Source organism: Kocuria tytonicola (assembly GCF_003687175.1).
In the GTDB taxonomy this organism is placed as follows: domain Bacteria; phylum Actinomycetota; class Actinomycetes; order Actinomycetales; family Micrococcaceae; genus Kocuria; species Kocuria tytonicola.
Genome location: NZ_RDEX01000001.1, coordinates 840,309 through 863,027, shown reverse-complemented (window position 1 = coordinate 863,027; position 22,719 = coordinate 840,309). Strand labels below are relative to the sequence as shown.

The window sequence follows — 22,719 nt, the reverse complement described above, 5'->3', positions numbered from 1 at the left end:
GGCATCGTGGGCCTACCGGGGGCTCAGATGGCCCACTCCCCCGCATCCGCGCGAAGATTGCCGAGCACGCCCGGGGTGTGGACGCTGTCGTCCTGGACCATTCCTGCGGCCTGGGTGCGCCCGGACTGCGGGTCGATCAGCAGGAACGAGCCCAGTGCGTGCGAGGCCGTGTAGGCCGTGGTGAACAGGGGCTCGGCCACGCGGATGCTCACACGCCCGATGTCGTTGAGCTCGAACGAGCCCACGGACTCCGCGGCGAGGCTCTCCAGGTTCAGGCGCCCGTCCAGGGAACCCACGATGCCGCGGACCACGCGCGTGGTGTGCTTGAGCAGCACGCGCTGGCCCTCGCGCAGGGGGTTCTCGTCGTCCAGCCAGCACACCACGGCGTCCACGGTCTTGGAGCCCTGCGGCGCGGCGGCGGGAGTGGCGATCAGGTCCCCGCGGGTGATGTCGATCTGGTCCGCGAGGCTCAGGGTGACGGACTGCCCGGCCACGGCGTGCTCGGCGGGAGCCCCGGCCACGTCGATGCGCGTGACCTCGGTGGTGCGCCCGGCGGGCTGCACGGTCACGGCGTCGCCCACGGACACCGAGCCCGCGGCCACCTGACCGGCGTAGCCGCGGTAGTCCGTGAACTCCGGGGAAACCGCTGCGGACTGCGGGCGGATCACGGTCTGCACCGGCAGGGCGAACGGCTCGGAGCGGATGAGCTGGGAGGAGTCGGGGAGGTCCTCGAGCCAGCCCAGCAGGGACGGACCCGGGTACCAGGGTGTGGCCGCGGACGGCTCCACCACGTTGTCCCCGCGCAGCGCGGAGACCGGGATGGTCTGCAGGTCCAGCACCCCGAGCTCCCCGGCGAGCGCGTGCAGGTCACGGTCCAGCGCCCCGAAGGCGTCCTGGGCGTCCGCCACCAGGTCGATCTTGTTGACCGCCACGATCAGGTGCGGCACGCCCAGCAGTGCGGCCACGGCCAGGTGGCGCCGGGTCTGCTCCACGATCCCGTGGGTCACGTCCACCAGCACGATCAGCGCGTCCGCGGTGGAGGCGCCGGTGACCGTGTTGCGGGTGTACTGCACGTGACCGGGGCAGTCGGCCAGGATGAAGCTGCGGGCGGGGGTGGCGAAGTAGCGGTAGGCCACGTCGATCGTGATGCCCTGCTCCCGCTCCGCCCGCAGCCCGTCGGTCAGCAGGGCCAGGTCCGCGGAGCTCAGCCCGCGGGACTGGCTGACCCGCTCGATGGCCTCCAGCTGGTCCACAAGGATGTTCTTGGTGTCGTGCAGCAGCCGGCCCACCAGGGTGGACTTGCCGTCGTCCACGCTCCCGGCCGTGGCGATCCGCAACAGGCGCGGCGTGTTCTCGGTGCTCATCTCTAGAAGTAGCCCTCTCGTTTGCGGTCCTCCATGGCGGCCTCGGACACGCGGTCGTCCGCGCGGGTGGCCCCGCGCTCGGTGAGCGTGCTGGTCCTGACCTCGGCCAGCACGTCTGCGGCGGTGGCGGCAGGGGACTCGACGGCGCCCGTGCAGCTCATGTCCCCCACGGTGCGGTAGCGCACGGTGCGGGTCTGCACGGTTTCGTCCTCGCGCGGGCTCACGTGCTCGCCCACCGCGAGCCACATGCCGTCCCGGCTCACCACGTCCCGCTCGTGGGCGTAGTAGAGGGAGGGCAGCTCGATGCCCTGCTCGGTGATGTAGGACCAGATGTCCAGCTCGGTCCAGTTGGACAGCGGGAACACCCGCACGTGCTCCCCGGGGCGGTGGCGCGTGTTGTACAGGCTCCACAGCTCGGGGCGCTGGTTGCGGGGGTCCCACTGGCCGAACTCGTCCCGCAGGCTGATGATCCGCTCCTTGGCGCGGGCCTTCTCCTCGTCCCGCCGGGCGCCCCCGTAGACCACGTCGTGGCGGCCCTCGGTGATCGCGTCCAGCAGGGGAACGGTCTGCAGCTGGTTGCGGGTGCCGTCCGGGCGCTCGGCCAGGCGGCCGTCGTCGATGTAGTCCTGGACCTTCGCGACCTCCAGGCGGATGTGCAGGCGCTCCACCGTGCGGTCCCGGAATTCCAGGACCTCCGGGAAGTTGTGCCCGGTGTCCACGTGCAGCACGGGGAACGGGATGGGTGCCGGCCAGAAGGCCTTCGCGGCCAGGTGCAGCATGACCACCGAGTCCTTGCCGCCGGAGAACAGCAGCACGGGGCGCTCGCCCTCCGCCGCGGTCTCGCGGAAAATGTGGAGGGACTCGGCCTCGAGCCGCTGCAGCTGGGTCAGCGCAGTCTCGGTGGGGGCAGTCGTGGTGCTCACAGGTGGATCCCGCATTCCGTCTTGCCCACGCCGGACCAGCGTCCGGCGCGGGGATCTTCCCCAGGGGCGACCTTCCGCGTGCACGGGGCGCACCCGATGGACGGGTAGCCCTGGCTCAGCAGCGGGTTGACCACCACCAGGTTCTCCTCGGCGTACGCGACCACGTGGTCGAAGGTCCAGTCCACGATGGCGTTGATCTTGACCATCTGGTGGTGCTCGTCCCACTCCACGGGCGCGGCGTTCGCGCGGTGCGGCGTCTCTTCACGACGCAGCCCGGTCACCCAGGCCTCGTACCCGGCCAGTGCCCTGTCCAGCGGGGCGACCTTGCGCATCCCGCAGCACAGCCCGGGGTCGCGGTCGTGGAGCTTGGCGCCGTACTTCTCGTCCTGCTCCGGGACGGTGAGCTCGGGCAGCAGGGTGCGCACGTTCACGGGCCAGTCCCGGGCGAACTCGTCGCGGGTCTGCAGGGTCTCGGGGAAGTGGTAACCCGTCTCCAGGAACAGCACGTCCACGCCCTTGAGGTGCGTGCTCACGAGCGCGGGCACCACGGTGTCCGAGGCCATCGAGCACGCCACGGCCAGCTTCTTCCCGAAGGTCTCCGCGGCCCACGCGAGCACCTCGTCCGGGTCCGCGTCCCGCTCGCCGAAGCGCCGCTGGGCGTCCTCGACGAGGGCCTTGAGCTCCTCCGCGGAGCGCTCGCGGCCCGGGGTGGTTGTCACGTCAGTGGTGGTCATCTCAGGTAATCCTCCTCGGCGGAAAGCGCCCACTCGGCGAAAGACTGGTCGGGGCCGCGCTCCCGCAGGAAGGTGCGGGTCACGCGCTCCACGTAGTCGGAGAGGTCGTCCGCGGTGACCTTGAGCCCGCGCACCGTGCGGCCCAGCCCACCCTCCTCGCGGTCCGGGGAGGCCAGACCGCCGCCCAGGTGCACCTGGAACACGTACTCCTCCCCGATGTACTGGCCCTTGAGCCCGATGTCCGCGGTCTGGATGCGGGCGCACGAGTTGGGGCAGCCGTTGATGTGCAGGGAGATGGGGGTGGGGATCTCCACGTCCGTGAGGCGCTGCTCCATGTCGTCGATCACCCGGGCGGCCAGGCCCTTGGTCTCCACGAACGCGAGCTTGCAGAACTCGATGCCGGTGCACGCAATGGTGGAGCGGCGGAACGGGCTGGGCTTGGCGTGCAGCCCGTGCGGGGCCAGCGCCTCGATCAACCCCTCCACGTTGTTCTCGGGCACGTCCAGCACCAGCACCTTCTGGTGCGGGGTGAGGCGGATGCGCCCGGAACCGGCGGCCTCGGCGGCGTCGGCCAGGGCCACCAGGGCATCCCCGGAGAGCCGGCCCGCGGTGAGCGCGAAGCCCACCCAGCGGTTGCCGTCCACCTGCTCGTGCACGCCCACGTGGTCCGCGTGGCCCACCGCGCGCTCGGGGGCGGGGCCGTCCGGCAGTGCGCGGCCCAGGTACTCGTCCTGCAGCACCTGGCGGAACCTCTCGGGGCCCCACTCGGCCAGCAGGAACTTCAGGCGGGCCTTGGTGCGCTGCTTGCGGTAGCCGTAGTCGCGGAAGATCCCGCACACCCCGGCCCACACCGGGACCACGTCCTCGGGCGCCACGAAGACGCCCAGGCGCTCCCCCAGGCGCGGGGCCACGGACAGCGCGCCGCCCACCCACAGGTCGTAGCCCGGGCCCAGCTCGGGGTGGTTCACGCCCACGAAGCTGACGTCGTTGATCTCGTGCACCACGTCCAGCGTGGGGCTGCCCGTGATGGCGGTCTTGAACTTGCGCGGCAGGTTCACGTACTCGGGGTTGCCGATGAACTCCTCGCGCAGCGCGGCCAGCTGCGGCGAGGGGTCGATGACGGCGTTCTTCTCCACACCGGCCACGGGGCTGCCCAGGAACACGCGCGGGGTGTCACCGCACGCCTCCAGCGTGGTGAGTCCCACGGCCTCCAGGCGGTCCCAGATCTCGGGGACGTCCTCGATGCGGATCCAGTGCAGCTGGATGTTCTGCCGGTCCGAGACGTCCGCGGTGCCGCGGGCGAACTCGCGGGAGATCTTCCCCAGCACGCGCGCCTGCTCGGTGCTCAGCTGCCCGCCGTCCAGGCGGATGCGCTGCATGAAGTACTCGTCCGAGAGGGACTCGGCGTCCAGCTTGGAGGTGTTCGCGCCCGCCACGCCCTGCTTGCGCTGCGTGTAGAGGCCAAGCCAGCGGAACCGGCCGTGGACGTCGTCCGAGGGGATCGAGGCGTAGCCCGTCTTCGAGTACTCCTCGATGATCCGCCGCTGGACGTTGAGCGAGTTCTCCTCCGCCTTGAACTCCTCGTTGTGGTTCAGGGGGGTGCGTCCGCTGACCTTCCACTGGCCCAGATCGGTGCCCTTGCGGGGTCCGCGCACGCGGCCGGACTGCGCCGTCTGCGAGCGCTCCGTGCTCTCTGCGGAGGTGGTCATGGGTGCTCCTCGGGTGGGGATGGGGCGAGCCGTTCCAACGTACAGACCGCCCGGTAACCCCCACGAGTCACCGTCACAAACACGTCACAAACCCCGCGTCCTCCCACGTCACGCCCAGTTTTCCCGCCGCCGACGACGCCGCTGCGCCCGGTTCCTGCGGTCCGTCGCCCGGGTGCCGGGCGAGGTGGGGCCGGTAGCCACTGCGCGTGCCTGCAACGGCGGCGACCTGCGTGGACGGAGGGCGGGCAGGACCGGGGCGTGACGGCTGTCCCGGCGCTGCCCGCACAGGCACGCCGGGGCAGGGAGGGCGCGGGCGGCGTCGTCGTCCGGCGGGGCCGTGCCCGGGCACGACGGAGCGGGCGGGACCGCCTGTGCGATCCCGCCCGCCCGTGGTGCCGGTGCCCTCCCGGGGCGCCGGCTCAGCTCTCGTAGCTCTTGGGAGCCTGCTGCGCGCGCTGCTGGAGCTCGCGGGTGGACTTGTCCTCGTAGCCGCGGTACTTGGGGCCGGTGTGGCCGTTCTTGCGCTTCTTGCCCTGGTTCTCGCCCTTGCCCGGCTGGTCGCTCACGTTGCCCGGGAACTGGGGCTTGTTGTTCCGGTTCTTGCGGAACACCTGGACCACGGAGGGGCGGGGCATGGAGAACTCGCCCGGCTCCAGGCGGGTGGGCAGCGCGTAGTCCGGGAAGTAGGAGCGGGGCTGCTCGAAGGAGCCGTCCTCGCCCGGGTGCTGCACCGAGATGTAGACCATGCCCTCGGTGTCGTGGACCACCGGGCCGCAGGTCTCCGCGTCCTGGGGGACGGAGAGGAACTGCTGCACGCGGCCGCGCTCGGAGCCGTTGAGGGTCACCTTGAACAGGCCGTCGTTGTAGCCGATCTTGGACGGCGCACCGTCCGTGGAGATCCACAGGTTCCCGGACTTGTCGAAGGCCACGTTGTCCGGGCAGGAGATGGGAGAGACCTTCTCCTTGGGGAAGCCGCCGAAGTACGTGCCGGAGTCCTTGGTGGGGTCTCCGCACACGAGCAGCAGGTTCCAGTCGAAGCGGGTGGCCTGCGGGAGGTTGTGGCGCTCGGTGAGCTCCAGGATGTAGCCGTCCCGGTTGCCGGTCTTCGGGTTGGCCTCGTCCACGCCGACCTTGCCCTCCTTGCCGCGGTCCGAGTTGTTGGTCAGCGCCGCGTACACCTTGCCGGTGTGGGGATTGGGTTCCACGTCCTCGGGGCGGTCCATCTTGGTGGCACCGGCCCTGTCCGCGGCCAGGCGGGTGTAGACCAGCACCTGCTCCACGGACATGCCCTTGATCATGGACTTGCCGCCCTTGACCAGGGGAAGCCACTCGCCGGAGCCGTCGAACTCGCCGTCCCTGGGCAGGGTGCCCGTGCCGGTGATCTGACGCTGCGGGGAGTTGCCCTTGAGCTTGGCCACGTAGAGGTCGCCCTCGGAGAGCAGGGTCATGTTGTGCTTCTTGTCGCCCTGCTTGTACTTCCTGGCGGAGACGAACTTGTAGATGTACTCGAACTTCTCGTCGTCACCGGAGTACGCCACCACGGTGCCGTCGTCCCCCACGCGCACGTTCGCGCCCTCGTGCTTGAAGCGGCCCATGGCGGTGTGCTTGAGCGGGGCGGAGTTGGGGTTCTGGGGGTCGATCTCCACCACCCAGCCGAAGCGGTTCGGTTCGTTCTTGTACCCGGGGATGCGGGCGTCGAAGCGCTTCTCCACCTCGGGCCAGCGGCGCGAGGGCATGGTGGTGGGAAAGCCGTAGCGCTTCTCCTCCGGGGTGCCGGAGGTGATGAAGTACTGGTGCACGTTCTCCTCGCCGGAGAGCACGGTGCCCCACGGGGTGACACCGCCCGAGCAGTTGTTCTGGGTGCCCAGCACGCGCTTGCCCGTGGGGTCGTCCTGCGTCTTGAGCAGGTCCGATCCCGCCGCGGGGCCGTCCAGCACGAACGGGGTGGTCAGGGTGATGCGCCGGTTGCGGGCGCCGCCGCGCACGTAGCTCCAGGGCTCCCCCACCTTCGCACGGGTGATCTCCACGACCGACATGCCGTGCGCCTGGATGGCGGTCTTGACCATGTTCGTGAGGTTGGTCTTGTTGTAGCCCGTGGGGAACATGGTGTTCTCGTTGGTGTACTCGTGGTTGTTCACCAGCACGCCCGTGAGCCCGTTCGGGTCCGGGATGATGTCCAGGTAGTCCGAGTTGAAGCCGAACTGCTTGGACTGGGACTCCGGGGTCTGGTTCTTGGGGTCGAACTCCGGGGAGTCGTAGAACAGGGGGTCGCCCCAGCGGATGATGGGCGACCAGTCGTAGCCCTTGGGGACGCTGAGATCGTCCACGGTCATGCCCACGGGCTTGATGGGGGTGAAGTCCAGACGCGCCTTGCCCTGACCCCAGTAGCCGTACGTGGCCTGCGCGGGCTCGGCGGTCGCGGCCACCAGACCCACCGTCACGGCACCGGCGGCCCCCAGGCCCAGCGCGGCGCGGCGGCTCACGGCGGCGGAGATGATGTCGTGCGCGTACTCGTTGGACGAGGTGTTGGCGTCCGGGGTCATGCACTGGCTGCCGCACTTGAGTTCGCACGTGAGCGGGCTGCGCTTGCCGTTCACGTGGCCCAGCATGGGCAGCAGACGGCGGCGTTCGGGTGCTTGGGTCATCGAGTGGCTCCCTGGGTGGGACACGCGTCAGTGCATGTCAGCGAGTGTTTCCGTGTGCCACCTCACCACCCCGGTGTGATCGCCGGGCATCCCCTGGGCGAACTGGAGGTTAACCGCGCCGGGCAGACGGTGACGACGACGCCGCGCGGCAGGCCGCGGGCGTCGTCGTCGCCTCCTGGTCTACTGTGCGGCGAGCAGCGCGTGGGTGCGGCGCAGCCGGTCCAGCCACCAGTTCCGGCGCTCGCCCGTGACGGCGTGCTCGGCGAGCAGGGCCTCGTCCACGGCGACGTCCCGCACCGGCAGGAACCCGTCCACGGGGCGCAGGGGCTCGGCGGTCACGTCCGCCGTCATGAGCGAGAGCGTGCCGAGCCCGCACGCGTACGGCAGCTCGGGCAGGGCCGCGGCCAGGGCGATGCCCGCGCGGATGCCCACGGAGGAGTCGATGGCGGAGCTCACGACGGCGGACAGCCCCGCCTGCGCCACGATGCCCAGGGCGCGGCGCACGCCCCCGAGCGGCGCCACCTTCACAACGATCAGGTCCGCGGCCCCCGCGCGCGCCACGGCCAGGGGGTCCTCCGCCTTGCGCACGGACTCGTCTGCGGCGATCAGCGTTCCCACGCCCGCATCCCGCAGCCGACGCCGCACGCTCGCCAGCCCCTCGACACTCGCCACGGGCTGCTCGGCGTAGGCCAGGCAGAACTCACTCAGGGCGCTCAGCGCGGTCACGGCGGCGTCCTCGTCCCAACCCGCGTTGGCGTCCACGCGCAGCTCGGCCTCGGGGAGGAGGTGGCGGACGGCGGCGACGCGGGCGACGTCGTCCGCGAGGGTCTGGCCCCGCTCCGCGACCTTGATCTTCACGGCGTGGACCTGCCCGTCGTAGCCGCGCAGGACGTCCGGGACACGCTCGGCGGGGACCGCGGGGACGGTGGCGTTCACGGGGACCCGGTCACGGATGGGTTCCGGGAAGCCCTGCCACGCGGCCTCGATCCCGGCGCGCAGCCAAGCGGCGGCCTCGGCGTCCCCGTACTCGGGGAACGGGCCGAACTCGCCCCAGCCGGCGGGACCGCAGAAGACCACGGTCTCGCGCTCGGTCACGCCGCGGAAGGTCACGCGCATGGGCAGGGAGACCACGTGGGCGGAGGCGAGGAGATCGGGGAGCGGGGGGAGGGTGAGGTGTGGGGTGGGCATGGGTCCAGGGTAGGTGCCGCCGTTCATGGACCCGTGCCCCTCTGCCTGGAGCCAACAGACCGGGGCGAACATGTCATACGTCCGGCAGCAGTTCCTCCCCCCTCGCTCCCGGTGCTATTCTCAATGCCAACAGTTCAGCCCGCCCCGGCTTCGCCCGGGAGTGGGCTGGATCTCTTTCGTGGCCTTTTGAGGCAGATGGGGCAGCAGCTTGACCAAGTCTCTGAAACCAGCCGCCACGATCACCGACCACATTGAGCGCCTGCGTGGACGAGGCATGGACGTGGACGAGAGTCTGGCCCGCCAGTGGCTGTCGAACGTCAGCTACTACCGGCTCTCTGCATACTGGTTCCCCGCCCGGAGCGTGGATGCCACGGGAGCAGTGGTTGACGAGTTCCGGGCAGGTACCACGTTCGCCGATGCCGTCGCACTGTACGAGGCAGACCGCAAACTTCGCATGCTCGTCCACGACGGCATGGAACGCATCGAGATTGCCATGCGCACCCGCCTCGGAGAACTGCTGTGCGAGGAGGGTCCTGTGTCTTACAAGGACCCCGCCAGGTTTCGCCCTCGATTCGACCATGCAGGCTGGCTCACGACTGCGCAGAAGCGCGTCGCCAGGTCCGAGCGGACCAGCGAGTCCATCAAGCACTATCAAGCCACCTATGGCGGCACCTACCCATTCTGGGTCCTCGCCGAGGTGCTCGACTTCTCCGACATTTCCCGCCTCTTCAGCGGTTTGTCCGCTGCAGAACAGAGAGCCGTTGCCGAGAGCTTGGACATCACCATCCGCCCGGAGACCCTCTCCCGCGAACAGCGTTCCAAAGCCACCCGGCAGTCACCGCTGGCACCCTGGATGCACCAGATGACGGTGATCCGCAACATAACCGCGCACCACGGGCGCCTGTGGAACCGGTCTTTTGTGCCCGCCCCCACCACGGGACTGCGCACCCAGGCGTGTTTCCACGCGCTTCCCGCCGGTCAGAGCGAACGCATCTTCGGCGCCCTCACTCTGATGGCCCACATTCTCCGCACCACCTCCCCTGGAACAAGCTGGCCAGCAAAGGTGGCGAACCACCTCGAGAGCCAGTTCCTCCCCAATAATCTGGTTCAGCCCCAGGCAATGGGCCTACCGGGGAACGGACAGGGCACTGTGCAGCTCTGACTGACAGTCATGAGACACCAGCCCGGGCCTCCCGGGAACTATGCCGCAGCGAGAGAACGTCACGGTCGTGGTGAAACTCCGTCTTCGCCCAGCGCGCGGACCGCCGCCGTGAACTGGTCCAGGCGTAACCGCACGTGACCTCGCCGCACCGGGGCACGAAGACCGAGGTCTGTTTTCTTGTAGTCGATAGCGTGCGACGGAACCAGGCGGGGGCGAGTCCTGTTGACCCAGGGCCAGCGCTCGATGGCGTCTTCATCCCGGACCTGACCGCGGAACAAGGGGATGTCCGTTTTCCACTCGGCTTCGCTCGTGACCTCCACGATGGCGTAGCAGTCGTTCGTGGAACTCGCGCAGATCAGCACCAGGTCGCCGGCTTTGAACCCGGGGCGGCCGCTTTTGGGGCTCGCGAAGAAGTACGGATCCAGCCATGCCTCCGGCTTCGGCTCCCCGTATTCGACCTTGATCCACAGCTCCCGCTCGCCGCTCTGGGCATCCAGGAGCACCTGTGCGGCCGCGCGGCGCACGTCGACAGGGTCGGCCGGATCTGGTCGGCCCATCACGGGGGACACGGTGTGCGCCTTCTTCTCCACGTCGTCCAGGTCCACGCTGGAAACCACCGCGGCAGGCCAGCCTTCGATGGTCGCTCGCAGACCCGCTGCTTGCTCGGGACACAGCTCCACCCCGATTTCGCGGTTCGGCTGAGCGGCATACCCCAGGCCAGCGCCCGTGAGATTGCCGGAACCCACGAGTCCGCGCTCACCCACGATGAAGCACTTGGCGTGCAGCCGGTCCACATGGCGCAGGGCCACTCCGGCGGCGTCAAGTTTCCTCAGACCCCCCACCGACAGGTACCCCTGGGCCGCGGCGAAGGGGTCCAAGACGGTGCAGAGGACGATCTCCCGCGTGGATTCCTGCGCGGCGCGCGCAATCCGTGCGCACTCCGTATAGGACAGGTACGGGCTGGTCAGCAGCACGTCCCCGGCGTCGGCGTGGAGGGCGTTCTCCAGCCAGAGGCCCGCGTGCTCGACAACTGATCCATTCATTTGCATGGAACCATGCTAGCGATGAAGATCCATCAGCAGACTTCCAAAAAATTATGAGCAACTGAGTTACTCATAAAAATTCGTCAGTTCCTTATGACTTCGGCGTGCACGACAGCACCCCAACACCTCCCGCACACGCCCACGCGACGCCGCTCCCCTGCCTCCATCCCCACAGCACCCCCGCGCCCTACACTCGCAGTAACCTCCCGATCCCCACCTAAGGCCCCCAGTGTTCAACCACGCGTCCTTCATCTGGGGTGCGGCGGACATCCTCCGCGGCACCTACAAGCAGCACGAGTACGGTGATGTGATCCTGCCGTTCACGGTCCTCTACCGCCTGGATGCGGTGCTGGCTCCCACCAAGGAGGCGGTGCTGGCCGCGATTGGTCCTGGGCTCGGGGGGGGGAGCCGCAACTCGGCATGCTCCGCGCCCGCGCGGGCCACTCCTACTCCTTCTACAACCGTTCACGCCATGACCTGAAGTCCCTCCAGGGGGATCCGGACAACCTGGAGGAGAACCTCCGGGACTACGTGAACGCGTTCTCCCCAAACGTTCGAGAGATCTTCCAGAAGTACCGCTTCGAGGACACCGTGGTGGACCTCGCGAACCACGACCTGCTGCTGCAGATCCTCCAGCATTTCTCCAAGGCGAACCTCCACCCGGATGCGGTGGACAACGAGAAGATGGGTCACATCTTCGAGGAGCTGATCCGCAAATTCGCGGAGGCCTCGAACGAGACGGCGGGTGAGCACTTCACCCCGCGTGAGGTCATTGACCTCATGGTCACGCTGCTGCTCACGGACGACGAGGACCTCACCGTCCCCGGCCTGATCCGCGAGGTGTACGACCCCACGGCCGGCACCGGCGGCATGCTCTCCGTGGCGGACGACAAGATCAAGTCCCTCAATCCCTCGGCCCAGGTTAATCTGCTGGGCCAGGAGATCAACCCCGCGTCCTACGCCATCTGCAAGGCGGACATGGTGGTCAAGGGGCAGCCGATCGACAACATCGTGCTGGGCAACACCCTCACGGAACCCGCGTTCCGCAACCGCACGTTCCACTACTGCCTCTCCAATCCCCCGTTCGGTGTGGACTGGAAGCAGAACCGCCGCGAGGTGGAGCGCGAGCACACGGTCGCGGGCTTCACGGGCCGCTTCGGCCCGGGCCTCCCCCGCGTCTCGGACGGCTCGCTGCTGTTCCTCATGCACATGATCTCCAAGATGCGCGAGCCCGGTTCCGCGGACGAAACCCAGGCGGCGGGCCGCGCGGCCATCGTCCTCAACGGCTCCCCGCTCTTCACGGGCGGCGCGGGCTCCGGCGAGTCGAACATCCGCAAATGGGTCCTGGAGAACGACTATCTGGAGGCGATCATCGGCCTCCCCACGGACATGTTCTACAACACGGGCATCTCCACCTACGTGTGGATCCTCTCCAAGGACAAGCCCGAGGAACGCCGCGGCAAGGTCCAGCTGATCGACGCCACGGACATGTTCGTGAAGATGCGCAAGTCCGTGGGCTCCAAGCGCAAGCAGCTCTCCGCGGAGAACATCGCGGAGATCGCACGGCTCTACCGCGACTTCGCGGAAACCAAGCACTCCAAGATCTTCCGCACCGAGGACTTCTTCTACCGCACCATCACGGTGGAACGCCCGCTCCGGCTCAACTTCGCGTGCACGGAGGACCGCATCGAGCGCGTCATGGCCGCCAAGCAGGTCTCCAAGCTCTCCGCCGACGACGCCGCTGCGCTGCGTTCCGCACTCCAGGGCCTGTCCCAGCGTGGAGACGACACGGTCAGCACCAACCGCACGCGGTTCACCAACGAGTTCATGGAAGCCGCCACGGAAGCGGGCCTCCGCTTGAAGCCAGCCCTGGTCAAGGTAATCGTCAACGAACTCAGCGAACGGGACGAGGACGGCGAACTCCAGACCGGCCGCCTCAACACCCCCGAGCCGGATGCCACGCTGCGCGACACCGAAAACGTCCCGTGGGACGAGGACATTCACGAGTACCTGGAACGCGAGGTGAAGCCCTTCGTCCCCGACGCCTGGATCGACGAGTCCAAGACCAAGGAAGGTGCGGAGATCCCCTTCACCCGCCACTTCTACGAGTACGTCCCACCCCGCCCGCTGGAGGAGATCGACCGAGACCTGGACGAGGTCCTGGGGCGCATCCGTGCACGGTTGGAGGAGGTGAAGAAGTGACAGCCACAGAATTCAATGCCACCATTGAAAATCTTGCTTCATATCGTGGTTGGTCCACCAGCCCCTTGAAATTTGTGTTTCAACGGAGCAAGCAACTTGGCACCGGGTCCGAACAACTACTGTCAATTTATCGCGACCACGGAGTCATCCCCAAAGACAGTCGGTCAGATAACTTCAACAAGGCCTCAGACGACCTCAGCAAGTACCAAAGGGTTGATGCAGGCGATCTGGTCGTCAACAAAATGAAGGCATGGCAAGGATCCGTAGCAGTGTCGGGTCATGCTGGCATCATCAGCCCGGCGTACTTTATCTATAAAAGCATACCAACCGTGGATGCGAACAGCAGGTATTTACACTACCTCCTTCGTTCAGAGTTGTATTTTCAACACTACGGAAGCATTTCTACTGGGGTTAGGCCCAACCAATGGGATCTAAACCCAATCGCTTTCGAGCGCACAGTTCTTCTCTATCCGCCCAGCACGGATCAGGAGAGAATCGCCGACTACCTCGACCACGAGACCGTCGAAATTGATGCGCTTATAGAGGAGCTTTCTCAGCTCGGCTTGATACTGCAGGAGCGACTAAATTCGAACCGAGACCGCCTTGTTTGGGAAGCCTCCAGGGGGAGAACCACGCAGCTACGTCACGCACTTTTAGGACTTCGAGATGGCACTCATGGGACGCACGCTCGGATCACGGTTGGCGGCGTACCACTATTGAGTGCAAAAAACATTAGCCCCGGAAAACTAGTTATAACCGATGAGGAATCTTGCATCAGTGAAACTGAAGCGTCCGAGTTGACTAAATCCGGCTTTCCCTCATGTGGCGATATACTCCTTATTGTCGTAGGGGCGACTATTGGTAGGGCCGCTCATTACTCCTTGCCTCAGAGATTACCTTTTCAGCGTAGCGTTGCATTTTTGCGGCCAAATACCAAGCTTCTAACCTCCGAGTTTTTGCTGCATTCTATACGTTCAAGATTCTTCCAGGACCAGCTGCACATGAGGAGTAAGACTGCGGCGCAACCTGGTGTCTACCTGGGTGATGTCGGTAGTTGTGAAATTCACCTCCCCGATATGGACTATCAGGTCGAAGTATCCCACGAATTAGAGAACCTACAAAGACGCACTGATGAAGTATCTAAAGGCATCACAAAAGCTATTTCATTGGCAAAGGAGCGCCGGGCCGCCATCATCACGGCCGCGGTCACGGGCCAGATCGACGTCACCGCCAGGAACAAGCCCGCCGCGGAGCAGCTGGAAGACGACATCGCGCAGGGTCTGCACAGGGAGAACTAGGGAGAGCCCATGAGTCAGCAGCACCAGGAGAAGAAGCTCCAGCAGGAGATCGCCGAGTACCTCGGAGACCACGGGTGGCTCCACTCGGAGACCTCGGCCGGTTACGACAAGGAGCGCGCCCTCTTCCCCGAGGACGTCCTGGGCTGGCTGGAGGACACGGACCCGGACAACTTCGCCAAGATCGTCCCGCCCCACGGTGACGCTGCCGCCAGAGCCAAGGGCGAGCGTCGGATCCTGGACCGACTCGCCAGCCAGTTGGCCCAGCCGGAGCGGGACGGCGGTGGCGTACTGAACGTCCTCCGCAAGGGATTTATGGTTCCCGGGGCGCGCCGGTTCAAGATGCTGCAGATGCCCCCGGCGGACGACCGCAACCCGCAGATCGCCGAGCGCTACGCGAAGAACCGCCTCCGGGTGGTGGAGGAGGTCGTGTACTCCACGCGCAAGGGGGACCGGATCGACCTAGTGCTCTTCCTCAACGGCCTGCCGGTGGCCACGGTGGAGATCAAGACCACCTTCACGCAGTCGCTCCAGGAAGCCATCAAGCAGTACGAGAACGACCGCACGCCCGCCGGTGAGCCCCTGCTGACCCCGTTCCGGGGCGCGCTCGTGCACTTCGCGCTCACGGACAACGACGTCTACATGACCACCGAGCTCAAGGGCCGTGGGACGTCGTTCCTGCCGTTCAATCGGGGCCATAACAACGGCGCGGGCAACCCGCCCAACCCGAACGGCGCGCGCTCCTCCTACTTCTGGGAGGAGACCCTGGAGCGGGACACCTGGCTCAGCATCCTCACCAAGTTCGTCTACGTGAACCACCAGAAGAAGGTTGACCCCCGCACGGGCGCGGAGACGGACACCGCTCAGATCCGCTTCCCGCGCTACCACCAGTGGCGCGCCGTCAGCCGACTCACCGCCGCCGCGCGGGAGGAGGGGCCGGGGCACAAGTACCTGATCCAGCACTCGGCCGGTTCCGGCAAGACGGACTCCATTGCGTGGACCGCCCACCGCATGGCGACGCTCCACACGCCCGCCGGGGAGAAGGTGTTCGACACCGTCTTCGTGATCGCGGACCGCCAGGTGCTGGACCGCCAGCTCCAGGACGCCGTGGACCAGCTGGTGAACGCCACCGGCCAGTTCCAGCCCATCACCTCCGGCTCGGAGGGCTCCAAGACCGCCCAGCTCATCGAGGCGCTGGCGGGAGGGGTGCCCATCATCGGCGTGACCCTGCAGACCTTCCCCTACGCCCTCTCGAAGATCCGTGAGCAGGGCGGCACGTTCGAGGGCAAGCGCTTTGCGGTGCTCGCGGACGAGGCCCACTCCTCGCAGTCCGGCAATGCCGCCAGCGCGGTCAAGGAGCTGCTGTACCTCAACGACCCCGCCGCAGCACTTGGCGAGGACGGCGCACCGCTCGTGGACCAGGACGGCGTCCTGGAACCTGGAGCGGACCAGGACGCCCTGACCCGCATGGCGGCCCAGGCGGACGACGGCCACCGGATCAGCTACTTCGCGTTCACGGCCACGCCCAAGGAAAAAACCATCCAGCTCTTCGGAACCCCCAACGCGGCGGGCACAAAGGAGCCGTTCGACGTCTACTCCATGAAGCAGGCCATCCAGGAGGGCTTCATCCTGGACGTCCTGAAGAACTACACCACCTACGAGCGCGTGGCCAAGATCGCCCTGCGCGGTTCGGACCCGGACACCCTGCCCGGCGCGAACGGGACGGGCGGCGGGGAGGGCGCGGCAGCGGCGTCGTCGTCCGGGGGTGGTGCGGGCGAGGAGGTGGACGTGCGCCGGGGAACGCGCGCGTACATCGGGTTCGTGGAGCTGCACCCCACCAACGTGGACTCCAAGGTGGACGTGATCATCAAGCACTACCTGCACACGGTCCAGCCCGCGCTGAACGGGCGTGGCAAGGCCATGGTGGTCACGAGTTCGCGCGCGTCCGCGGTGCAGTACCAGCGGTCGTTCCAGCGCCACATCGAGCGGGAGGGCCTGCCGCTGAAGACCCTGGTGGCGTTCTCCGGCTCGCTGCCGGACCCGGACGTGGCGGTGATCGGGGACGGCGAGCGCCCCGAGGTCACGGAAGCGTCCATGAACCCGGACGTGAAGGGCCGGGATCTGGCCTCGGTGTTCAACCAGGACGACCAGCACATCCTGATCGTCGCGAACAAGTACCAGACCGGCTTCGATCAACCGAAACTGGTGGGCATGTACGTGGACAAGAAGCTCTCCGGGATCGCCGCGGTGCAGACGCTGTCCCGCCTGAACCGGCGCATGGACGGCAAGACGGACACGTACGTGCTGGACTTCGTGAACGACGCCGAGAAGATCCTTGAGGCGTTCCAGGAGTACTACGAGGAGGCGGTCATCAAGACGCCCTCGGACCTGGACCTGGTCTCCAAGCAGCTGGAGAAGCTCAAGGCCGCCGGGATCTTCAACACCTCCGAGGTGGACCAAGTGTGGGAGGCGTGGAACAACGTGCGCGGCAAGCACAGCTCCCTCTCCCCTGGCCTGGACCCCGCCGTGGAGCGCTTCATGGACCGCTGGAACCGCGCCCTCGCGGACGACGACGCCGCCGCGCAGGACCTGCTCGAAGAGTTCCGTTCCCTGCTGGGCCAGTACATGACGTCCTACGCGTTCTTCTCGCAGATCCTGAACTTCGGGGACCCGGAGTACCTCAAGCTCTCCGTGTTCGCGGACCTGCTGGAACGGCGGCTCAACGCGGTGCTGGAGACCGAGACCCCCGAGACGGTCACCGCCGAGGACGTGGTGCTCACGCACTACCACCTGGAGAAGCAGCGCGAGCAGAACCTGGAATTACAGGACGGCGAGGCCGAGGGTCTGCGGGGTCTCACCGAGGTGGGCATGAGCAAGCAGGCGGAACGCGAACGCGCCGCCAAGACCGAGCTGGTGGAGAAGGTGAACAAGTACCTCGGCGGCCTGGACGCCAGCGACGACTACAAGGTGGACGCCGTGAACCTCTGGCTCACCACCGCCCAGGACAACGAGAACCTCAAGCAGCAGGCCCGCAACAACACGCCCATGGACTTCGCCCGCTCCCCCGAGCTGCGCGTGGTCCTGGAGGACAGCGTGTGGAGCCACAACGACCTCTCGGAGAAGTTCGCCAAGGTGCTGCAGGACATGCCCACCAGCGAACTGGTGTCCCTGGCCATGGCGGCGGGCTTCTACGACCGACTGCGGGGAGCGGCGGGGTAGAGCGGGCCGCTGTCTGCAAAGAATGGCCGATGGGCGGATGACATGCCCGCCCTAACTTGTCAGCGTGCTGGAAGGCCAACCCGCGCCCCGCCATTCGCGGGGCCAGCCCCCGAGGAGAGACCGTGAACCAGTTCGTGAAGTTCCTGCCAGCCATCGCCTCCCTGCTGTGCCTGGTGATCGCACTGCTGGCACTCCTGCTCAGCCGGGTTCCCGCGCCGGGCACGGCGGCCCGCAAGCGTGCGGCCCAGGAGGCCGCGCGCACCCGGGAGGCCCGCAAGGTCCGGGCCCAGCGGCGTCGTCTGCTGGCGGACGTGCAGGCGCACCAGCGCAACGTGGCGCAGGGAGAGGGCCCAGTGGCGCTGCGCTGACCAGGAGAGCGAATGTGCGAGCGGGATCTGATCGGCGACTCGCACTGCACGGGAGCTTTTCGACTCCCTGACGTCATCGCTGCGGTGACTCCCTCGCTTGTCTTCAGAACAAGTTCAGAACTACTGTGACTTCATGAGCACCACCCAGGCCCTCCCACGCGAGTTCAAGTCATCGGACCTCAGCCGATCATCCGCTGAGGTCTTCGCCGCTGCGACCGAGCACCCCGTGACCGTCACCCGGCGAGACGGCGAAACCCTCGTGATGATGACCGACAGCGAGGACCGCGCGCGCCGTGAGCTGCTCGATCTGGCTGCTCAGCTGATCGCCATTGCCACCGACACCAAGGGCACGCTCACGGAACGCATGAGCGAGGTCTTCCCCTGGATGTTCGCGCTCTCCCCGCAGGGCAGGGACGACTGCGCCCAGGCAGTTCTGCAGGCCGCCCGCGCTTCGTTCTCCACCAAGCAGCCGCACCTGGCCGTGGCCGAACTCACCTCGTGGAAGGAGACGGCCACCGCTCTGGCCGCAGGTCTCCGCAGTGACCCCGTGGAGTGGCTGGACGACGACGAACCCGTCGAGCGGCCCTGACGCGTGGCTGCGGAAGAGCGGGTGGAGCGCCCCATCAAGAAGTCCGAGTACCAGATCATCTTCGGGAGCCGGGAAGCCAAACGGGGGTGGCGAGACCTGGTGGCCACCCGCCGCGCCAACATGGCGGACGCGTGGGACTTCCTCGTGAGAACACCGCTCGCGCAGACACCGCAGAACTACCCCCTCAAAGACGAGCTGGGCGTCGTCACACGAAACGGCCAGACATTCACCCGTTGGCAGCACAAGCCCTCGCTGGGCGGAGACGCACGCATCTGGTTCTACGTCGTGGCTCAGACGGTCTACCTGGAACGTGTCCACACCCACCACCCGAATGAGACCAAACGCTGACCGCGGGCCGCGCGCACCCGGGAGGCCCGCACAATCCAGGCCCAGCGGCGTCGTCTGCTGGCGGACGTGCAGGCGCGCCAGCGCAACGTGGCCCGCGGGAAGGGCCCGGCGGCGTCGCCCTGAGACCTGGGCGCACGGCGGACGGCAGCACGTGCGAAACCCGTCATTGCCCACCCCGACCACCACTGATACCCATAGAGCATAAAACTCGCCAGTAAGTGTCGTTCATCACGCCCTCCCCGGTATGAATGTATCCACCGGTCGTCCTGTTGACCCGCCGAGCCCCGGCGCCGCCCCACGCTGTGGCCGGAGGGCGCGGCCGGGGCGGGAAACCGGCTCGATCTTTCGGACCAGCTCAGTGGAGGCACCATGCCACGTACTCTCAGCCGACGCGCGCTCCTGGCCGCCGCGGCGTCGTTACCCGTGCTGGCCGGAGCGGCCGGGTGCTCGGGCGGTTCCAAGGCCGCCGGGGGCACCCAGCAGCTCGTGTGGTCCACGTACGGCGTGGGCACGGGCACGTACAACGACCTCGCGGCCGTGGCGAACACGCTCACGCAGGAAACGGGGCGGCAGATCCGGCTGATGACCTCGGACACCGGGATCGGGCGCCTCGCCCCGCTGATCAACGGCACGGCGCAGTACGCGCGCACCGGGGACGAGTACTACTACGCGTTCGAGGGCAATGACGAGTACTGCTCCGAGCAGTGGGGCCCGCAGGCCGTGCGCCTGGTGTGGACACCTCCGGGCAACTACGGCGTGCTGGTGCGCAAGGACAGCGGCATCGAGACCGTGGCGGACCTCAAGGGGAAGAAGTTCCCCAAGCTGATCGCCAGCACCTCCATCAACCGCAAGCTGGAGGCCATCCTGAACTTCGGGGGCCTCACCGGCAAGGACGTCCAGCAGGTGGCGGTCACGTACAGCGGGCAGATCGAGGCGCTGAAGACCGGGCAGATCGAGGCGCTCTACCAGAACGTGGTGGGCGCGAACGTGTCCGAGCTGGCCTCCCAGTACCCCATCCGCTGGCTGAACCTGGGCGGGGGAAAGCCCTCCCAGTACGCCACGTGGAAGGAGCTCGCGCCCATGGTCAAACCCGGCGAGTTCAGCAAGGGCGCAGGCCTGGCCAAGGGCGAGACGGCCGTGAACATGCAGTACACCATCCCCATTGCGGCCCGCGCGGACCGGCCAAAGGACGAGGTCGCCGCACTGGTCGCGGACCTGGACCGGTACTACCCCGACTACAAGGGCACCACCCCGGACGCCCACCGCTTCGGCACGGACCAGATCCAGCTCACGCCCCTGGTGGTCCCGTTCCACGAGGCCATGGTGGAGTTCCTCACCCGCAAGGGCCGCTGGTCCGCGGACCTGCAGACCCGCCAGGACGCCCTCCTGGAGCGCGAGCGGCTCATGCGCGAGGCCTGGCCCGAGTTCTGGAAGGGCCAGAAGGACCGTGAGGACCCCGAGGCCGCACGCAAGGAGTGGGTGGACTGGAAGAAGGCCCACCTCCCGCAGCTGCCCGACACCCCCGGCACCCTGCCCGGCACCTCGTCCACCCCCGCACCCTCCGGAGGCCACGCATGAGCACCCCGTACCAGCCGGCCGACGCCGCCGGGCCCGCCGACACCGCGGCACCCGCTGGCACCGTGGGGCCCGCCACCGCCCCCGGACCGGCCATCGACCCCCGCACCGGCGCCCTGATCACCGCCACGCACCCCCACGGCGCGGGCGCCGGCAGCTCCGCGGCCGCAGCCCTCTCCGGGGACGACGACGCCGCCCGGCCCACCATGCCCTCGGACGTCTCGCTCCACGACGCGAGCCCCCGCCTCACCCCGTTCTGGCGCACCACGCTGATCGTGCTCACGGTGGTGGGGATCCTGCTGACCATGAACCAGGTGTTCTTCTGGAACGTGGGCGGGGTGACGGTTCCCACCAACTCGTTCCTGTACCTGCTGATCGCGGTGTTCGTGCCGATCGTGTTCATCGTGACCCCCGTGCGCAAGCACCTCCCCGCCGAGGAGGCGGCCCCGGTCCGCAGGGGCGTGCCGTGGTACGACGTGGTGCTGATCCTGGCCGTCATCGGCACGAGCGTGTATTTCGCCGTGCACGGCATCGAGATCCAGGAGTACGGCTGGCAGTTCATGGCCCCTACCCTGGCCACCGTGCTCAGCTTCGTGTTCTGGGCCCTGATCCTGGAGACCCTGCGCCGGGCCGCCGGGCCGGTGGTGCTCGTGATCGCGTTCATCTTCTCGGTGTACCCGCTGTTCGCCGGTGTCATCCCGCTGTCCTTCCTGCAGGGCATCTCCTACGACCTCCCCACCCTCGCCACCGTGCACACCATGGGCGTGGACAGCGTCCTGGGCCTGCCCCTGCAGACGGCCGGGACCATCCTGGTGGGCTTCCTGCTCTTCGGCGTGGTGCTGCAGCACACCGGCGGCGCGGACTTCTTCCACGAGCTGTCCATGGCCGTGTTCGGCCGCTACCGTGGCGGCTCCGCCAAGGTGGCCGTGGCCAGCTCCGCGGCCATGGGCATGATGAGCGGCTCGGCGGTGTCCAACGTGCTGACCACCGGACCCATGACCATCCCCGCGATGAAGCGCTCCGGGTTCAGCGCCCGGGTGGCCGGCGCCGTGGAGGCCACGGCGTCCTCCGGCGGCTCCATCACCCCACCCATCATGGGCACCGCGGCGTTCCTCATGGTGTCCTTCGTGGGTGTCCCGTACACCACCATCCTGGTGGCCGCCACGATCCCCGCGATCCTCTACTACCTGGGCATCTTCCTGCAGATCGACGGCTACGCCGCCCAGCGCGGCCTGCGGGGCACGCCCCGGAATCTGCTCCCCCGCGCACGGCACGCCCTGGTGCAGGGCTGGCCCTACCTCGGGGCGCTGGCCGTGCTCACGGTGCTGCTGTTCACCACGGACTCCGAGGCCCAGGTGCCGTACTGGGTGGTGGCCATCCTGCTGCTCATCGCCCTGGTCAAGCCCAGCGTGGCGTTCGGCCCCCGGCAGTGGGTGGACATGGGCGTGGACGTGGGCAAGACCCTCGCGCAGATCGTGGGCATCATCGCGGGAGTGGGCCTGATCCTGGGCGGTCTCACCGCCACGGGCGTGGCGCTGTCCCTGTCCCGGGACCTCGTGGCCCTGGTGGGCGACAACGTGGTGCTCATCCTGATTGCCGGGGCCGTGGTGTGCTTCGTGCTCGGCATGGGCCTGACCATCTCCGCCGCGTACGTGTTCCTGGCCATCGTGATGGTCCCGGCCGTCACGGCCCTGGGGGTGGACCCGATCGCGGCCCACCTGTTCGTCATCTACTGGGCCTCGGTCTCCTACATCACCCCGCCCGTGGGGCTCGCGGCGTTCGCCGCCGCGGGCATCTCCAAGGCCACGCCGATGGCCACGTGTTTCTCCGCCATGAAGCTGGGCGCCGTGAAGTACGTGGTCCCGTTCGGCTTCGCCCTCAACCCGGCCCTCGTGGCGCAGGGCGAGCCCCTGCACATCGTGCTGGCCTTCCTCTCCAGCCTGGTGGCGGTCTACGCGATCGCCGCCGCCATGGGCGGGTGGCTCACGTTCGTGGAGCGCCAGCTGCCCGTGTACCTGCGGGTGGTCCTCGCGGTGGGCGGGTTCATGATGTTCCTGCCGGGGGCGGTCGTCACGCTCGTGGGCCTGGCCCTGGTGGTCGCGGCCGCCGTGGTGGCCCGCGCCGGGAAGCCCCGCGACGTCGTCGACCCCGAGACCGGGGAGATCACCCGCGTGGCCCGGCAGGCCTGACGCCCCGCCTGCAGCGAGCCCCAGCATTGCCCGCGCCGCGGGGGATTCATGCCGGATGTGCATGAATCCCCCGCGGATGCGGTCCGCGTCACCTCCACCCGGTATGAAAGAGGATGAGGACACAGGCGGGCCGCGAGGCACCGCACCACACCGCGAAGGAGAACGC

The 22,719-nt window shown here is 67.8% G+C and carries 17 protein-coding genes; 10 read left to right on the top strand and 7 right to left on the bottom strand.

The features are described 5' to 3' along the window. Positions 1-23: 23 nt before the first annotated feature. The 6 genes from EAE32_RS03875 to EAE32_RS03850 all read right to left on the bottom strand — a co-directional run bounded on the left by EAE32_RS03875 (position 24) and on the right by EAE32_RS03850 (position 8,563). Positions 24-1,364, bottom strand: a complete 1,341-nt coding sequence (locus tag EAE32_RS03875) for a sulfate adenylyltransferase subunit 1 (protein WP_121864239.1) — start codon at positions 1,362-1,364, stop codon at positions 24-26. 2 nt (positions 1,365-1,366) lie between these two features. Beyond that, on the bottom strand, positions 1,367-2,302 hold the full coding sequence (cysD, locus tag EAE32_RS03870) for a sulfate adenylyltransferase subunit CysD (protein WP_121864238.1): 936 nt from the start codon (positions 2,300-2,302) through the stop codon (positions 1,367-1,369). After that, positions 2,284-3,021: a phosphoadenylyl-sulfate reductase gene (locus tag EAE32_RS03865; protein WP_121846468.1), complete on the bottom strand. Its 738-nt coding sequence runs from the start codon at positions 3,019-3,021 to the stop codon at positions 2,284-2,286. Before EAE32_RS03865 ends, cysD begins: the two co-directional genes overlap by 19 nt. After that, complete coding sequence (locus EAE32_RS03860; protein ID WP_121864237.1) at positions 3,018-4,730, bottom strand: nitrite/sulfite reductase; 1,713 nt, start codon at positions 4,728-4,730, stop codon at positions 3,018-3,020. Before EAE32_RS03860 ends, EAE32_RS03865 begins: the two co-directional genes overlap by 4 nt. A 419-nt stretch (positions 4,731-5,149) precedes the next feature. Continuing rightward, on the bottom strand, positions 5,150-7,375 hold the full coding sequence (locus EAE32_RS03855) for a PhoX family protein (RefSeq protein ID WP_121864236.1): 2,226 nt from the start codon (positions 7,373-7,375) through the stop codon (positions 5,150-5,152). A 180-nt stretch (positions 7,376-7,555) separates the two neighbouring features. Next, on the bottom strand, positions 7,556-8,563 hold the full coding sequence (locus tag EAE32_RS03850) for an o-succinylbenzoate synthase (protein ID WP_121864235.1): 1,008 nt from the start codon (positions 8,561-8,563) through the stop codon (positions 7,556-7,558). Positions 8,564-8,771: 208 nt separating this feature from the next. Between EAE32_RS03850 and EAE32_RS03845 the strand changes: the two genes are divergently transcribed. Further along, positions 8,772-9,725, top strand: a complete 954-nt coding sequence (locus EAE32_RS03845) for an Abi family protein (RefSeq protein WP_243635566.1) — start codon at positions 8,772-8,774, stop codon at positions 9,723-9,725. Between the two features lie 59 nt (positions 9,726-9,784). Here the strand turns inward: EAE32_RS03845 and EAE32_RS03840 are convergent, their stop codons facing one another. Continuing rightward, positions 9,785-10,774: a phospholipase D-like domain-containing protein gene (locus EAE32_RS03840; RefSeq protein WP_124035156.1), complete on the bottom strand. Its 990-nt coding sequence runs from the start codon at positions 10,772-10,774 to the stop codon at positions 9,785-9,787. 223 nt (positions 10,775-10,997) lie between these two features. Here EAE32_RS03840 and EAE32_RS11975 point away from each other — a divergent pair, with 223 nt between their 5' ends. The 9 genes from EAE32_RS11975 to EAE32_RS03805 all read left to right on the top strand — a co-directional run bounded on the left by EAE32_RS11975 (position 10,998) and on the right by EAE32_RS03805 (position 22,553). Then, the gene (locus tag EAE32_RS11975) at positions 10,998-11,249 is read left to right on the top strand and encodes a type I restriction-modification system subunit M N-terminal domain-containing protein (protein WP_243635565.1); all 252 of its coding nucleotides are present in this window, start codon (positions 10,998-11,000) and stop codon (positions 11,247-11,249) included. Continuing rightward, positions 11,189-12,970, top strand: a complete 1,782-nt coding sequence (locus EAE32_RS03835; RefSeq protein ID WP_243635564.1) for an HsdM family class I SAM-dependent methyltransferase — start codon at positions 11,189-11,191, stop codon at positions 12,968-12,970. Before EAE32_RS11975 ends, EAE32_RS03835 begins: the two co-directional genes overlap by 61 nt. Next, a complete protein-coding gene (locus EAE32_RS11675; protein ID WP_124035155.1) occupies positions 12,967-14,268 on the top strand; it encodes a restriction endonuclease subunit S in 1,302 nt (433 codons plus the stop codon). Before EAE32_RS03835 ends, EAE32_RS11675 begins: the two co-directional genes overlap by 4 nt. A gap of 9 nt (positions 14,269-14,277) precedes the next feature. Next, positions 14,278-17,484: a type I restriction endonuclease subunit R gene (locus EAE32_RS03830; protein ID WP_121864232.1), complete on the top strand. Its 3,207-nt coding sequence runs from the start codon at positions 14,278-14,280 to the stop codon at positions 17,482-17,484. Positions 17,485-17,606: 122 nt separating this feature from the next. Continuing rightward, entirely contained in the window at positions 17,607-17,852 is a 246-nt protein-coding gene (locus EAE32_RS03825) for a hypothetical protein (protein ID WP_121864231.1), read from the top strand. 133 nt (positions 17,853-17,985) lie between these two features. Beyond that, complete coding sequence (locus EAE32_RS03820) at positions 17,986-18,441, top strand: prevent-host-death protein (RefSeq protein ID WP_121864230.1); 456 nt, start codon at positions 17,986-17,988, stop codon at positions 18,439-18,441. Positions 18,442-18,444: 3 nt separating this feature from the next. After that, complete coding sequence (locus tag EAE32_RS03815; protein WP_121864229.1) at positions 18,445-18,789, top strand: hypothetical protein; 345 nt, start codon at positions 18,445-18,447, stop codon at positions 18,787-18,789. Between the two features lie 369 nt (positions 18,790-19,158). Beyond that, a complete protein-coding gene (locus EAE32_RS03810; RefSeq protein WP_121864228.1) occupies positions 19,159-20,367 on the top strand; it encodes a TAXI family TRAP transporter solute-binding subunit in 1,209 nt (402 codons plus the stop codon). Continuing rightward, complete coding sequence (locus tag EAE32_RS03805; RefSeq protein WP_121864227.1) at positions 20,364-22,553, top strand: TRAP transporter permease; 2,190 nt, start codon at positions 20,364-20,366, stop codon at positions 22,551-22,553. Before EAE32_RS03810 ends, EAE32_RS03805 begins: the two co-directional genes overlap by 4 nt. The last annotated feature ends 166 nt before the right edge of the window (positions 22,554-22,719 follow it).